We start from the raw sequence: 14,163 nt of genomic DNA, 5'->3' as shown, positions 1-14,163 counted from the left end.
GGTGACCGGGAGGCGTCGGCTACTCCAGGTGCCCGGTGTCGTTCCAGCGCTCGACGGCCGGGGCGCCGTACGCCCAGCCCAGGACCGACAGGCTGGTCGGGTCGAGCCGGATGCGGGCGCCGAAGGAGATGTCCTCGCCGAGCCAGCGGGCGCCTATGGTGCGCAGGATGTGGCCGTGGGCGAAGACCAGGACGTCCCGGTCGGCCGAGCGGGCCCACTCCACCACCTCGTCGGCGCGGGCCGCGACCTCGGCGCGCGTCTCCCCCTCCGGCACGCCGTCGCGCCAGATGAGCCAGCCCGGGCGGAGCTCCTGGATCTGCGCCGGGGTCAGCCCCTCGTAGGCGCCGTAGTCCCACTCCATCAGCGCGTCCCAGTTCTCCGCCCGCTCACCGAAACCGGCCAGCTCGCAGGTCTCCCGGGCCCGCACCAGCGGACTCGTGCGCACCTCGACACCCTCCAGCCCGGCCCACGGCCGGCGCCCGAGGCGCTCGCCGAGCAGCTTGGCGCCGCGCCGGCCCTCGTCGAGCAGAGGGATGTCGGTCCTGCCGGTGTGACGGCCGAGCAGCGACCACTCGGTCTGGCCGTGCCGGGCGAGCAGGATGCGCGGTGCCATGAAGGCTCTCCAGGGGTCCACGGAACAAGGTGCACCTCCATCATCGCCCACCTGAATGCGCGGTGACCCCCGGGTGACCCGGCCTGCCGCCGCCCGGGCGCGAGGCGCCGCGCGGACCGGGTGACGGCGGGCGGATCCCGGCGAATCGCCCCGCTTGTCAGTGGCGGATGGGAGACTTCCGCGGGTGAGCGCATCCCTGGGCGGCGGCCCGCACCGGCCGCCGCAGACGACACTCCGGCACCGGCTCGCCGAGCTGCGCGGACCGGCCGCCGTGCCGCGTCCGCTGGACGCGCGGGCCCTGGCCGCGCTGGCCGCGAACCCGGGCTGCCGGCGACGGGCCATCCTCGACGGCGCGGGCGTCGACAAGACCGCGCTGGCCGCGAAGCTGGGCGCCCCCTCCGGCTTCGGCCAGTCGCAGTTCGCGATCGCCCGGGGCAACGCGTTCGAGGCGAAGGTGAAGGCGGACGGGGGCCGCGAGCTGCTGCGGCTGCTCGGGATCGAGGAGCCGTCGGCGGTGGACCTGCCGGAGCTCGCGGCGGCCGGGCCCGAGGGCCGCGCGGCCCGGACGGCGCTCGCGCTGCGAGAGGCGACGGCGGCCGGCCGCTGGGCCCTCCTGGACCATCCGATGCTGGCCCTGGAGGTCGCCGGCTCCCCCGTCTATCTGGAGCCCGACGCGGTCGTGGTCCACCCCGACGGGCGGTGGACGGTCGTGGAGATCAAGTCCTTCCCGATGATCGACGGTTCCGCCGACGCGTCGAAGGTCGGCGCGGCGGCCCGGCAGGCCGCGGTGTACGTCCTCGCCCTGGAGCGGGTCGCGGCCGTCACGGAGGGCGCGCGGGTGGCGCACACGGTGCTGCTCGTCTGCCCCAAGGACTTCTCCAACCTGCCGACGGGCTCGCCGGTGGACGTCCGCAAGCAACTGGCGGTGACCCGGCGCCAGCTCACCCGGCTCACCCGGATCGAGGAGATCGCGGACGCGCTGCCGGAGGGCGTGACGTTCGACGTGGCGGAGTGCTCGGCGGAGCAGTTGGCGGCGGCCGTGGAGTGCGTGCCGCACGCGTACGCGCCGGAGTGCCTGTCCGCCTGCGAGCTGGCCTTCCACTGCCGGGAGCGGGCGCGGGCCGCGGACGTGGTGGCGGCGCTCGGCCGGTCGGTCCGGGGCGAGCTGGGCGGCCTGACGACGATCGGCGCGGTCCTGGCGGCGGCCCGGGGCGAGTGGGGCGACCCCGACGACCCGGCGGTGGGGGCGCTGCGCCGGGCGCGGGCGCTGCGGGCCGAGGCGCTGGACGCGGCGGCGGCCCGGGTGCCGGGGGAGGTCGTCGCGTGCGCCTCCTGACCCGCCGTCCCACCGGTCCGCGGACCGGTCTGCCGCGCGCCACCGCCGAGGAGGGCCTCGCATGTCGCTGATCTCCACCCTGGCCCGGATGGAGGCCGTCGAAGCGGGCCGGGCCCAGCCGCTGGCGACCGTGCGCCACCGGCACCTGTCCGGCCGGCCCCTGGTCCTCGTGCCGCTCACGACGGCGGGCGAGGCGGGCGCGCCGCTCGGGGCCCTGGTGGGCACGGACCCGGCGGAGCCCCGGCTGCTCGTCGTACCACAGCCGCGCGACCGCGATCTGCGGTTCGCGTTCCTCGCCGAGCTGGCCGACGAGATCCTGCCGTACGTGGACTCCTTCGCCCGGGCCGTGGAGGCGGCGGAGCGCTCGGAGACCGACCCGGAGACCGGGAAGAAGGTCAAGGTCGAGGTCGAGCTGTGCGCGGACGCGCCGCAGGTGGTCGTGCCGAGCCGGGCCGGCATCGCGTACGTACGGCTGCTCGGGCGGTCGACCCGGTTCCGGCGGACGGCGGAGCAGGACCCGGAGACGCCCTTTCCGGCGCCGCCGCGGGTGCCGCTGCTCGGCCGCTGGCTGACGCACTTCGGCGAGCGGGCCCGGGTGCCGGGCTCCTCGCTGCTCGTGGCGGCGACGGACCTGCTGAACCGGCACTGGGCCACCGGCCAGTCGTCCCTGGAGGACCAGCACCTGGGCGCGCTGCTCGCGTGGATCGACCCGCCGGACGGGGAGTCCGGTGCCGAGGCGGCGCTGCGCGCCGAGCTCGGGCGGGACGCCCGGGGGCAGTTGCTGTGCCCGCCGGCCGGCCCCACGACCGACCCGGCATTCGACAACAAGCTGCTCGCGCCCGCCATCGAGACCTACGACCGGGCCCGGCAGGCGCTCGGCGCGGCCGAGGACGGCGGGACGGCCGAGGAGGGGCTCGCCGCGCTGCACCGGGCCGAGCGGGAGATCCGCCGGCTGGTCCTCTCCCAACTGGAGCCGACCTGGGACGCGGTGTGGCGGGCGCTCGGCCTGCTGCGGGAGCTGCCGGAGGGCGCGCGGGTCGCGGACCGCTGGACGCGTGACCGCTGGTCGTTCACCGGGCATCGGGACCGGATCGCGGCGGGCGAGCCGCCGCAGCCGCGCCGGGACGACGCGGTGACCGCCGCGCAGAAGCTGGCGGCGCGCGAGCAGGCGCAGGCCCAGCTCGAGGCGCAGGAGGCGCTTGACGACCCGCTGGTGATGGCGGGGCGGCGGCTGGCGGGCGAGGCGTTCGTGGCGGAGGTCCTCGACGTCACCATGGCGTACACGGAGAAGGGCCGGCCCCGTCCGCTGCTCACGGTCCGCACGGACGACCGGCCGCATCTGGGCGGCGGTGTGAAGGTGTACCGCTCGCTGGACGGCAGGCCGCAGACGGCCGAGTTCGTGGCGGAGGAGCCGGACGGGGCGCTGGTGCTGCGGCTGACGGACAAGATGGGCCGTGCGAAGGAGCCGGCGGAGGGCTCCGTGCCGGAGAAGGGCGAGCGGATCGTGTGGACGCTGTTCGAGCACGACCAACGGGTGGGTGCGAAGCTGCCGGACCCGGAGGAGACGCCGTGGACGCACGGCGGTCCCCCGCGCCCTGACGCCGTCGAGCTGCCCGATGCCGTGACCCCCGAGGACGTGCTGTGAGCCCCGAAGCCGTGACCGCCTTCGATCCGTCCGCCGCGGCCGCGCGGGCGACGGCCGCCATCCTGGAGAGCACCCTGCACGGGGACGCCCGCGGGGTGGTCGTCGACTCCCCGCCCGGTGCGGGCAAGTCGACGCTCGTGGTGCGGGCCGCGCTGGAACTGGCGGACGCCGGACGCCCCCTGATGGTCGTCGCGCAGACGAACGCGCAGGTGGACGACCTGGTGCTGCGGATCGCGGAGAAGCGGCCCGGGCTTCAGGTGGGGCGGCTCCACTCGAACGACTCCGATCCGTACGACAAGGCGCTCGACGACCTGGAGCAGGTGCGGAAGTCCGCGAAGGCGGCGGAGCTGACCGGGCTGCCCGTGGTCGTGTCGACGGCCGCGAAGTGGGCGCACGTCAAGAACGTGGAGCCGTGGGCGCACGCGATCGTGGACGAGGCGTACCAGATGCGGTCGGACGCGCTGCTGGCGGTGGCGGGACTGTTCGAGCGGGCGTTGTTCGTCGGCGACCCGGGGCAGCTCGATCCGTTCTCGGTGGTGGGCGCGGAGCAGTGGGCGGGCCTTTCGTACGACCCGTCCGCCTCCGCCGTCAGCACCCTGCTCGCCCACAACCCGGAGCTCCCCCAGCACCGCCTGCCGGTGTCCTGGCGGCTCCCGGCGTCGGCCGCGCCCCTGGTGTCCGACGCCTTCTACCCGTACACGCCGTTCCGCAGCGGCACCGATCACGGTGACCGGCGGCTGTCCTTCGGTGTCCGCTCGGACGGCTCGGGCCCGGACCGGGTCCTGGACGAGGCGGCGGAGTCGGGCTGGGGCCTGCTCGAACTGCCCGCCCGGCACACCCCGCGCACCGACCCCGAGGCGGTCCGGGCGGTGGCCCTGGTCGTGCGCCGTCTCCTGGACCGCGGCGGGGTGACGGTGAGCGAGCGCTCCCCGGACCCGGCGCCGCTCACCGCCGACCGGATCGCGGTCGGCACGGCCCACCGCGACCAGGCGGCGTCGATCCGGGCGGCGCTCACCGAGCTGGGCGTCTCGGGCGTCACCGTGGACACGGCGAACCGCCTCCAGGGCCGCGAGTACGACGTGACCGTCGTCCTGCACCCCCTCTCCGGCCGCCCCGACGCCACCGCCTTCCACCTGGAGACCGGCCGCCTCTGCGTCCTGGCCTCCCGCCACCGCCACGCCTGCGTCGTCGTCTGCCGCGCCGGCGTCGCCGACCTCCTCGACGAACACCCCTCGACGGAGCCGGTCCAACTGGGCGTCACGGTGAAGTTCCCGGACGGCTGGGAGGCCAACCACGCGGTCCTGTCCCACCTGGCGGAACACCGGGTGAGCTGGACGCCGTGACGGGGGGCGGGGACGGGGGCGGACCACCTTCGCCGCCGGCCGCCGGCCGTCCGCGGCGCCGACCGGCACGGCGACCCGCCCGCGGGTACCGGCCGCTCACGCCGCGCCGCCTGCCCGGAGGCGCACGCGGCGGCCCGGCGCCCGGCCGGACGGAGTCCGGCACGCCGCCGGAGGCGGCCATCGGATACAGCCCCCGACGGCTGGGAGGCCAACCACGCGGTCCTGTCCCACCTGGCGGAACACCGGGTGAGCTGGACACCGTGACGGGGCCGGGGGCGGGGGCGGCCCTCCTGGCCGAACGGTGGGTGAGGCGGGCCCTCCTGGCGGGGCGGGAGCCGTGGCCCTGGGGTGGGGTTGCCAGGGGCGCGAGAATGGGGTGTGGCCCGGGTGTCCGGGCCGCGTGTGTGCGAGGAGGAGAAGGACCATGGCGGAACCGGCTGAGCGGAGTGGGCAGCGGCGGGTCAGGCCGGCGCCGTTGGTCTTCGAGCCCGCCGAGGCGACCGCCGACCCGGAGCACTTCTTCGACCTGGAGTCGATCGAGGACCCGCGGGAGCTGCTGGCCCGGGCGACCGAGCTGACGACGGCGTTCCGGGCGGCGACGGACCGGGCGGTGGAGTTCCAGGCGATCGCGGCGGCCCAGCTCGCGGATCCGCGCCGCTTCGACCGGCTGACGCCCGCCGACGTGGCCGAGCGGGCCGAGTGGACCGAGGACTACGCGCGGAAAATGATCGAGTTCGGGCAGGATCTGATCCGTACGGGCGGCCGCGACCCCGAGGAGTGAGCCGCCGGACTACCCGGGCAGCCCAGCGCCCTGGCATATGCCGGGGCGCACGATACTCCCCCGGACCCCGCCCTGTCCGGGTTTCCGGCAACCCGCTGAAGCGGAACGGTCACAGCCGGTAGATCTTGTCGCATGACGACCTGGCTGAGCGACGAGACGACCCCGTACGACATCTTCCGCTTCCTGCGGGACCCGGACGAGGAGCAGCGGCACCACGCCGCGCGCGTCACCGAGGACGGCGCCGCCTGGCTCGCCTCCGCCGCCGCCCGCCCGGGCGCCGCGCTCACCCGCTGGGAGGAGCGGCCCGCCTCCCCCGCCGTGCTGCCCTGCGGCCGCGTCTTCGACGTGGTGAACGTGGAGCCGACGTTCGGGCGCCGGATGCTGGACCGGCTCTGGGCGGAGGGCCCCGGCTCCGGGCCCGCGGCCGTGCACCGGGGCCGGATGCTGCTCTTCGCCGCGCCCGGCACGGCCCAGCGGTTACCGTCCCTCCTCGACTGGGAGGAGTGGGGGAACGCCGTGCCCCGGCCGCTCTGCCACGGCATCGGGGACGCCGTGACCGTGCCCCCGCTCACCCCGTCCGACGCCTCGGGCCCCCGCTGGCTGGTCGCCCCCGACACCCGCTCGCCCTGGCTGCCCGGCCCGGAGGTGCTGCTGTGGGCCTGTGTCCGGGCCGCCCGGATGGTTTCGGGCGCCGAGGTGCGGGTATCGATTTTTGCTTCGGAGGATCCGGATGCTAATGTCTACGACGTCAGCAGGCGCCGCTAGCTCAGTTGGTTAGAGCAGCTGACTCTTAATCAGCGGGTCCGGGGTTCGAGTCCCTGGCGGCGCACAGACGGAGGAAGCCCCTCGCGAGAGCGAGGGGCTTCTTCGTGTCCGGGGCCGGTCCGGCGCACCACCGCCCCACCGCCGCGCCGGCCCGCCGTCCCCCGCCTCCTCACTCCACCGGTTCCACCCGCGGGCCCGTGACGCGAACGGTCCACACGCCCGCCTTGCTCCGCTCGGCGACCTCCACCCGGACGCCCTCGCCCGGCACGGTGAAGGACTCGCCCTCCTCCAGCGGCGCGTCCGCGAGCGGCGGGTAGACCGAGCGCTCCCAGCACGCCTCGGTCCGCGGATGGGTGTCCACGACCTGCACCGGGCCCTCGCCGGACGCCGCCTCGTTGCGGACCCGGTAGAGGAGCACGCCCTCGGTGCAGGTGTCCCGGTCGTTGCCGGTGGCGGCGCGGGCCTCGATCGCCAGGGCGCTGCCCTCGCCGGTGCGGACCACCGCCAGGCGGGTGCCGACGGTGCCGCCGGCGACGGGGGCCGCGGCGACCGGCTCCAGGCCGATCACGTGCGTACCGGGCTCGCGGACGCAGGTGACCTGGGAGCGGTCGAGCCAGCCCAGCTTCCACTTGTGCCAGGCGAAGAGGTCCGGGGCGAGCCCGAACTGGCTGCCCATGACGTCCCAGTCCCCCACATGGGTGTCCCAGTCGCCCTTGCCGTCGGCCGGCCGGTGGTAGAGGTCGGGCAGGTCGAAGACATGACCAGTCTCGTGCGCGAGCACGTTGCGGTCCGGCGGATGGCGCTCGAAGACCGTGACCACCCGCTTGATCTCCTTGCCGTCCGCCTCCAGCGGGCGCTCCAGATTGACCACCTTGGTCGCGTCGGAGTCCACGCCCGGCGCGTCGGGGTCGGCCACCAGATAGACGATGTCGTAGCGGGAGAAGTCGACGGAGTCGTCGGCCGCCCGGATCGCGTCGCGCAGGTAGGCCGCCCGGTGCTCGGGGCTCCAGTCGCGCCGTATCGCGTACGCGACCGAGTCCTGCGGCATCCGGGTCCAGTCGGCCTGCGGGTGGGCGCGCAGGCTGAACCGGCCGTAGGAGGCGCGCGCGAAGAAGTCGGAGGTGCCCGGGAAGTGGTCGGCGGCCAGCTCGGCGGGGGTGGTCAGCGGCTCGGAGTCCGGGAAGGACAGGAAGATCATGACCGCGTCGAGCGCGCGGGTCGGCTGCGGATAGGACCCGTTCCAGGTGTCGAGCCCGAGCGAGTGATGGGCGGTGGTACGGGGCAGGGCACAGGGGCCCGCGGAGGGCGCGGCGACGGCGGGACCGGCGACGAGGCCGGTCGCGGCGAGCGCCGCGAGCGAGGTGAAGGCGGCCGCACCGGCACGCAGGCGCGAGCGTTGCACTCCCCCGGGTGGCTGCTGACCCCTCACGTGGACCTCCGGCTCCGGAAAGCGTGACACCCCACCCACCTTGTGGTGGTTTATCCGGTTTCGCACCTTTCCGCTGCCCCGGTCGGGTGAGCGGGACGCGCCGGGTCGACGCGACACGGACGCGCTTCAGTTCACGGAAAGTCACATTCGGTCAGGTCGTCACCGACCCGTGTCAGACCCGCGCAGAAACGATCGGGCGGTGGCACGGGTGGGGAGCCTCACATTCCGCCGGGGCCGCCGGGCGGGCCTCGGAGCTGGAACGGCCCCCGGGCCAGCCTCTATGATCGGCACACTTTCCCTGGCCGACCATTCCGACCACATCTGTACGGCCCGAACGCATACGGGAGCGAGCGGTGAGCGGAACCCCCGAAGTACCGGTGCACCCGTCGGCGGAGCCGGTGCTCACAGAGCGTCACTCATCCGCACCTGATCCCGAGGCCGACACGGCACTCCGCGACTACCGGGCCGCGTTCCGGGCCGCGCGGCTCGCCATGGCCGTGGTCGACCGGGACGGCGTCGTCGTCGCCGCCAACGAGGCCCTCGCCGCCCTGCTCGGCACCGAACCCGCCGCCCTGCGCGACCAGGCCGCCGCCGACCTCGTCGACCTCGGCTCCGACGGCCGCACCTGGCACGCCTACCGCGAGGTGCTGCGCGGCCGCCGCTCCCGCTTCCGCTGCACCCGCCGGCTCAAGCACCCCGACGGCCGCACCCTGTGGGCCGAGGTGACCGTCTCCCCCGTGCCCGACCGCCCCCGCGTCCTGCTGTCGGTCGCCGACATCAGCGACCGGCGCGAGCTCCAGGCCCGGCTGCGCCACCTCCAGATGCACGACCCGGTCACCCGGCTGCCCAACCGCACCCTGTTCTTCGAGCGCCTCACCGCCGCCCTGGAGAGCGCCGCCGCCGAGGGCCCCGACGAGGACCCCCGGGACCGGTCGTACGAGTCGTACCAGTCGTACGGGCATGGCAGAACAGGGCGGATCGGCATCTGCTATCTCGACCTCGACGGCTTCAAGGCGGTCAACGACACGCTCGGCCACCGGGTCGGCGACCGGCTGCTCGCCGCCGTCGCCGGCCGGCTCACCGCCTGCGCCGACGGCTACGGCTACACGCGCGACGGCGGACACCTCGTGGCCCGGCTCGGCGGGGACGAGTTCGCGATCCTGGTCGAGGACTCCACCGGCACCGAACAACTGGCCGACCTGGCCCAGTCCGTCCTCACCGCGCTCCAGGAGCCCTTCGACCTGTCCGGGCAGCGGCTCTCGGTCTCCGCCTCCATCGGTGTCGTCGAGCGGCGGGCGCACGGCTCCTCCGCGACCTGCCTGATGCAGGCGGCGGACACCACGCTGTACTGGGCCAAGGCCGACGGCAAGGCCCGCTGGACGCTCTTCGACCCCGAGCGCAACGCCCACCGGATGACAAGGCAAGCGCTCAGCTCCACCCTGCGACCCGCCGTGGAACGGGGGGAGTTCGCCCTCGAGTACCAGCCGCTGGTGGACCTCGCGGACGGGGCGGTGCGCGGGGTGGAGGCGCTGGTGCGCTGGAACCACCCGCAGTTCGGCACCCTGGCGCCGAATCGGTTCGTCGGAATCGCCGAGGAGGACGGCTCGATCGTCGAGCTCGGGCGCTGGGTGCTGCGGACCGCCTGCCGCCAGGCCCGGCAGTGGCAGAAGGACCACCCGGGCGACCGGCCGATCTTCGTCAGCGTCAACGTGGCGGTGCGTCAGGTCTGGGACTCCGACCTGGTGGCCGACGTGGCCGGCATCCTCGCCGAGACGGGCCTCGCGCCGCATCTGCTCCAACTGGAGCTGACCGAGTCCGCGGTGATGGGCTCGGCGGGCCGTCCGCTCCAGGCGCTCCAGGCGCTGAGCGACATGGGGGTGCGGATCGCGATCGACGACTTCGGCACCGGCTACTCGAACCTCGCCTATCTGAGCCGGCTGCCGGTGTCCGTGCTGAAGCTGGACGGATCGTTCGTGCGCGGCTTCCAGGACGAGGAGCACGCCAACCCGGCGGACGAACTGATCGTCGAGGCGCTCGTGCAGCTCGCCCACCGGCTGGGGCTGACGGTCACCGCCGAGTGCGTGGAGACCGCAGGCCAGGCCACCCGGCTGCGCCGCATCGGCTGCGACACCGGGCAGGGCTGGCTGTATTCGCGGGCGGTGTCCCCGGACCGTATCGCCGAGCTGATCGGCACGGAGCCGCTGACCGTCTGATCCCCTCGGGACCTCATCGGGCCCGGAACGTGGAACCGCCCCCGGCCGAAGGGACATTCCGGCCGGGGGCAGCGGTCATGCGGGGTGGTACGGGGGGCGGTGTCGGGGCGGGTCAGGGCCTCAGCAGGCGCCCTGGTCCTTCCACACGCCCCACTCGCCGGTCGTGCCCGGCTCCTCGTTCTGGGTCCACCACTGGGCCTTCCAGGTGCGGCCCTTGTGGGAGACCAGCGAGCCGCCGGTGTAGACGCTGCCGGCCACGTACGCCGGGGCGGTGCAGGTGCCGGTCGGCGGCGGGGTGGTGGGCGGCGTGGTCGTCGGAGGCGTGGTGGTGGGAGGCGTGGTCGGCGGGGTGGTCGGCGGGACCGTGGTGCCGCCGAGGGCGCTGTTGATCTGCTTCAGGAGCGTGATGTCGTCGTCCAGGCCGAGCAGCGAGTACATCATCGCGCCGGCCAGGCCGCGCTGCTTGCCGTAGTCCACCCGCGCCTGGATGGACTTCCGGTCGAGACCGGTGAAGAACTCGCCGTCCTTGTAGAAGTACGAGGACTTGGAGCGGTCGTCCCAGAAGGTGGTCGCCGCGTTGTCGACGATGCCGCCGAGCTCCTTGTAGTGGGCGATGCCGGCCTGCTGGCTGAGCGGGCGGGCGCTGGAGCCGCCGGTCGCGGTCTGCGCGAGGCCGTGGGTGGTGCCGGCCGGCACGCCCTTCCAGCCGCGGTAGTAGAACTCGTAGCCGAGCGTCAGCTTGTTCGCCGGGAAGCCGCCCGCGATGCCGTAGGCGGGGTTGCCGTCGATCCAGGAGTCGATGGCGTTGTCGATGCTGTACTTCTCGGTGCCCGGCGCGATGGGGTCGGTCGGGTCGTCCGGGGAGGGGTACAGCGGGGACTGGTGGTACGTCGGCCCGTCGCCGTCCCAGGCGCCGTGCATGTCGTACGTCATGATGTTGGCGTAGTCCAGGTACCGGCCGATCTTGTCGGTCTCGATGTACTTGATCTTGTCCTGGCCGGCCGGGAGCGCCGCGGTCAGCAGGTACTTCTTGCCGCCGTTGGCCGTGCCGTACGCGTCGAGCTGCTTGCGGAACTCGGCGAGGAGCAGGGTGAAGTTCTGCTTGTCCTCGGGGCCGTAGTGGTTGCCGAGGTGACCGCCGGACGAGCCCGGGTACTCCCAGTCGATGTCGATGCCGTCGAAGATGCCGGCCGCCGAGCCGGGGCCGCCGAAGCCGCCCTCGACCGGCAGGTTGCCCTTGAGGTACTGGTCGATGCAGGAGGAGACGAGCTTCCTGCGGCTCTCGTCGGTCTTGGCCGCGTCGTGGAAGTACTTGGAGTAGGTCCAGCCGCCGAGCGAGATGTTGATCTTCAGGTGCGGGTACTTCGCCTTCAGCTCCTTGAACTGGTTGAAGACGCCCACGATCGGCTGGTCCCACTTGTCGGCCACGCCGTCCACGCTGTCGGCCGCGCTGAAGGACTTCTGGTAGTCGGCGTAGGAGTCGCCGGCGCCGTCACCCGCGTTCGGGTTGTTGTCGTCGCCCGCGGCCTTGTTGGCCATGAAGCAGGTGAGGTTGGTGGGGTGGATGTTCCCGAACGAGTAGTTGATGACGTCCAGGTTGCTCGCGATGCCCCGGGTGTCGAGGTGCTTGGGGTAGAAGGCGTTGCCGTACACGCTCCACTGGTCGTAGTACGCGATCCGCACGCCGCCGGCGGAGGCGGCGGTGGTCGCGGTGGTGGTGTCCGCGGCCTGCGCGGAGCCGAGGCCGGCGGTCGCGGCGAGCGCGCCGGCGGCCAGGGCCGAGCTGAGGAGTGCGGCGATCAGTGGTCTGCGGGGGTGCACGTGCGGCCTCCGGGAGGGGGTGGCGGTACGGAAGTTGGAGCAGTGATATCCGCCGTATGAACAGCACGTCAATGGTCTGAACCAGATTGAGGACTAGACCAATTCCCGCAAGAAAGCCCTTGTCAGAGCCGTCCGGAGCGGTCGCGGCACACAAGAGAACCGCCCGCCACCACAGGTGACGAGCGGTTTAAGGTTCACTTAGGGATCGGCCGGGGACCGGGGGACGGCCCGCTCGGCGAGGAACCAGGGCCCCGGGTTTCTCAGAGCTCCGGCAGTCCGTACGCGTCGGCGATCAGCTCGTAGCTGCGCAGCCGGGCCTCCCCGCCGTGCACATTGGCCGTGATCATCAGCTCGTCCGCGCCGGTGCGCTTCTGGAGCGCGTCGAGCCCCTCACGCACCTCGTCCGCCGTGCCGTACACGACGTTCGCCAGCCAGCCGTCGACGAACTCCCGCTCCGCCGCGGAGAATCCGTACGCCTCCGCCTCCTCGGGCGTCGGGATCAGTCCGGGGCGGCCGGTGCGCAGCCGCAGCATCGACAGGGCGCCGGTCAGCACCTGACGGTGAGCCTCCGCCGCCTCGTCGGCGGCGAGCGCGCCGACGCCGATCAGCGCGTACGGCGCGTCGAGCACCGCCGAGGGCCGGAAGGAGTCCCGGTAGAGGTCCAGGGCGGGGATGGTGTTGCGCGCGGAGAAGTGGTGGGCGAAGGCGAAGGGCAGACCGAGCAGGCCGGCCAGGCGGGCGCTGAAGCCGGAGGAGCCGAGCAGCCAGACCGGCGGCCGCCCCGGGGGGCCCTGCACCGGGCCGGGCACGGCGTGGATCCGGGCGTAGCGATGGCCGTCGGGGAAGTCGTCGTCGAGGAAGCGGGTCAGCTCGGCGAGCTGCTCGGGGAAGTCGTCGGCGCCCTCGTTCAGCGTGTCCGTGCGCCGCAGGGCGGCGGCCGTCGCCCCGTCGGTGCCCGGCGCGCGGCCGAGGCCGAGGTCGATCCGGCCCGGGGCGAGGGCCTCCAGGGTGCCGAACTGCTCGGCGATCACCAGCGGCGCGTGGTTGGGCAGCATCACCCCGCCGGAGCCGAGCCGGATGCGGCGGGTGTGGGCGGCGAGGTGGGCGAGGATCACGGCGGGCGAGGAGGAGGCCACGCCCGGCATGGAGTGGTGCTCGGCCACCCAGTGGCGGTGGTAGCCGCGGCGCTCGGCGAGCCGGCTGATCTCCACGCTGGTGGCGAGCGCCTGGCTCGCGGTGCGCCCGCTGCCGACGGTCACCAGGTCCAGTACGGACAGGGCTACGGGCGCGGTCCCGTGCGCCTCTCCTCGAATCGCGTCGCTCACCGTATGGCCTTCCTGCGCAGTGCCGTCCGTAGGTACGGAAACCAGTAACAGGAGGGTGTCTCCGCTTATTCCCCGAAAAAATCTTCACGTCCGGAACGGCTCCGAACGCCTGTCCGTACGCCCCGGCGCACGCCCCTGACCTCCCGGTCTGCCGAACGGCTGTGACCATGGCATATGCCAGAGTGGCGCGGCCCAGCGTACGGCCGTGGGGCACCGCATCATTCTCGCCAACAGCCGCCCCGCAGCGGGGCCTTGGCGGCTATCGTGGTACGGAAGCTTGCGGTCACAACCTGGTAGGGGGAAACCGTGGCGCTGAAGCCCGAGCCCACCGCACCGTTCCACTCGGTGCAATACGCCCTGCGCGTGCTTGAGACGGTCTCACGGCACGGCGGCGGGGTGACGGACGCGCAGATCGCGCGGGAGACCGGCCTGCCCGTCGCCCATCTGTCGTCCATGCTCCTGATGCTCCGGCGCGAGGGTTACGTGGAGCAGGTCTCCGACGGCGCCTACGTGATCGGCGATTCCCTGGTCCTCCTGGGCTCCGGCTCGACCCGCCGCGAGGCCCTGGAGCGCAAGCTCCAGGAGACCCTGACCGAGCTGCGCGACTCCGTCGGCGCGGCCGTCTACATCAGCCGGTACATCGACGGCGAGGTGAAGATCACCCAGTTCGCCGACGGCCCGCGCACCCCGAAGGTCAACGAGTGGGTGGACTTCCGCTCCGCCGCGCACGCCAGCGCGGTCGGCAAGTGCCTGCTCACGCAGCTCGACCAGAACGGGCGCCGGGACCACCTCGCGCGGCACAAGATCGCCCGGCTGACCTCCCGGACGATCACCAACGAGAAGGTGCTGTTCTCCAAGCTGGACAGCCAGCCGCCGACCGTCCCGGTGCTCA

11 protein-coding genes and 1 tRNA gene are annotated in these 14,163 nt (G+C 73.6%); 8 read left to right on the top strand and 4 right to left on the bottom strand.

Going from position 1 to position 14,163, the window contains the following annotated elements; genetic code table 11:
- Positions 1 to 19 precede the first annotated feature (19 nt).
- Positions 20 to 613, bottom strand: a complete 594-nt coding sequence (locus ABZ135_RS07775) for a histidine phosphatase family protein (protein ID WP_356692880.1) — start codon at positions 611 to 613, stop codon at positions 20 to 22.
- 184 nt (positions 614 to 797) lie between these two features.
- Here ABZ135_RS07775 and ABZ135_RS07770 point away from each other — a divergent pair, with 184 nt between their 5' ends.
- The 6 genes from ABZ135_RS07770 to ABZ135_RS07745 all read left to right on the top strand — a co-directional run bounded on the left by ABZ135_RS07770 (position 798) and on the right by ABZ135_RS07745 (position 6,547).
- Positions 798 to 1,949: a hypothetical protein gene (locus ABZ135_RS07770; RefSeq protein WP_356692878.1), complete on the top strand. Its 1,152-nt coding sequence runs from the start codon at positions 798 to 800 to the stop codon at positions 1,947 to 1,949.
- Between the two features lie 61 nt (positions 1,950 to 2,010).
- Positions 2,011 to 3,594, top strand: coding sequence for a hypothetical protein (locus ABZ135_RS07765; RefSeq protein ID WP_356692876.1), 1,584 nt, complete (start codon positions 2,011 to 2,013; stop codon positions 3,592 to 3,594).
- An 11-nt stretch (positions 3,595 to 3,605) separates the two neighbouring features.
- Positions 3,606 to 4,937, top strand: coding sequence for an AAA domain-containing protein (locus ABZ135_RS07760; RefSeq protein ID WP_356693088.1), 1,332 nt, complete (start codon positions 3,606 to 3,608; stop codon positions 4,935 to 4,937).
- 424 nt (positions 4,938 to 5,361) lie between these two features.
- Complete coding sequence (locus ABZ135_RS07755; RefSeq protein WP_356692874.1) at positions 5,362 to 5,718, top strand: hypothetical protein; 357 nt, start codon at positions 5,362 to 5,364, stop codon at positions 5,716 to 5,718.
- 132 nt (positions 5,719 to 5,850) lie between these two features.
- Positions 5,851 to 6,483, top strand: coding sequence for a hypothetical protein (locus ABZ135_RS07750; protein WP_356692872.1), 633 nt, complete (start codon positions 5,851 to 5,853; stop codon positions 6,481 to 6,483).
- A tRNA-Lys gene (locus ABZ135_RS07745) sits at positions 6,474 to 6,547 on the top strand. Before ABZ135_RS07750 ends, ABZ135_RS07745 begins: the two co-directional genes overlap by 10 nt.
- Before the next feature lie 105 nt (positions 6,548 to 6,652).
- On the opposite strand, the gene ABZ135_RS07740 is transcribed toward ABZ135_RS07745, so the two are convergent.
- Positions 6,653 to 7,912, bottom strand: coding sequence for a M6 family metalloprotease domain-containing protein (locus tag ABZ135_RS07740; protein WP_356693086.1), 1,260 nt, complete (start codon positions 7,910 to 7,912; stop codon positions 6,653 to 6,655).
- Between the two features lie 353 nt (positions 7,913 to 8,265).
- Between ABZ135_RS07740 and ABZ135_RS07735 the strand changes: the two genes are divergently transcribed.
- Positions 8,266 to 10,125, top strand: a complete 1,860-nt coding sequence (locus tag ABZ135_RS07735; protein WP_356692870.1) for an EAL domain-containing protein — start codon at positions 8,266 to 8,268, stop codon at positions 10,123 to 10,125.
- A 120-nt stretch (positions 10,126 to 10,245) separates the two neighbouring features.
- Here the strand turns inward: ABZ135_RS07735 and ABZ135_RS07730 are convergent, their stop codons facing one another.
- Both ABZ135_RS07730 and ABZ135_RS07725 read right to left on the bottom strand, forming a co-directional pair.
- Positions 10,246 to 11,946 carry a glycosyl hydrolase family 18 protein gene (locus ABZ135_RS07730; RefSeq protein ID WP_356692868.1) on the bottom strand — a complete coding sequence of 567 codons (1,701 nt, stop codon included), beginning with the start codon at positions 11,944 to 11,946 and terminating at the stop codon, positions 10,246 to 10,248.
- 260 nt (positions 11,947 to 12,206) lie between these two features.
- Positions 12,207 to 13,271, bottom strand: coding sequence for an LLM class flavin-dependent oxidoreductase (locus ABZ135_RS07725; RefSeq protein WP_356692866.1), 1,065 nt, complete (start codon positions 13,269 to 13,271; stop codon positions 12,207 to 12,209).
- 306 nt (positions 13,272 to 13,577) lie between these two features.
- On the opposite strand from ABZ135_RS07725, the gene ABZ135_RS07720 reads away from it, so the two are divergent.
- Positions 13,578 to 14,163: helix-turn-helix domain-containing protein (locus tag ABZ135_RS07720; protein ID WP_356692864.1), on the top strand; the 586-nt coding region annotated here is incomplete at its 3' end.

The sequence above is a fragment of the Streptomyces sp. NPDC006339 genome, from assembly GCF_040612775.1.
Classification (GTDB): Bacteria; Actinomycetota; Actinomycetes; order Streptomycetales; family Streptomycetaceae; genus Streptomyces.
This window is presented reverse-complemented; position numbering and strand designations above follow the sequence as displayed.

Coding starts and splice junctions, on each gene's coding strand:
- ABZ135_RS07775 (WP_356692880.1), bottom strand. CDS start 613: ATGGCACCGCGCATCCTGCTCGCCCGGCACGGCCAGACCGAGTGGTCG.
- ABZ135_RS07765 (WP_356692876.1), top strand. CDS start 2,011: ATGTCGCTGATCTCCACCCTGGCCCGGATGGAGGCCGTCGAAGCGGGC.
- ABZ135_RS07755 (WP_356692874.1), top strand. CDS start 5,362: ATGGCGGAACCGGCTGAGCGGAGTGGGCAGCGGCGGGTCAGGCCGGCG.
- ABZ135_RS07750 (WP_356692872.1), top strand. CDS start 5,851: ATGACGACCTGGCTGAGCGACGAGACGACCCCGTACGACATCTTCCGC.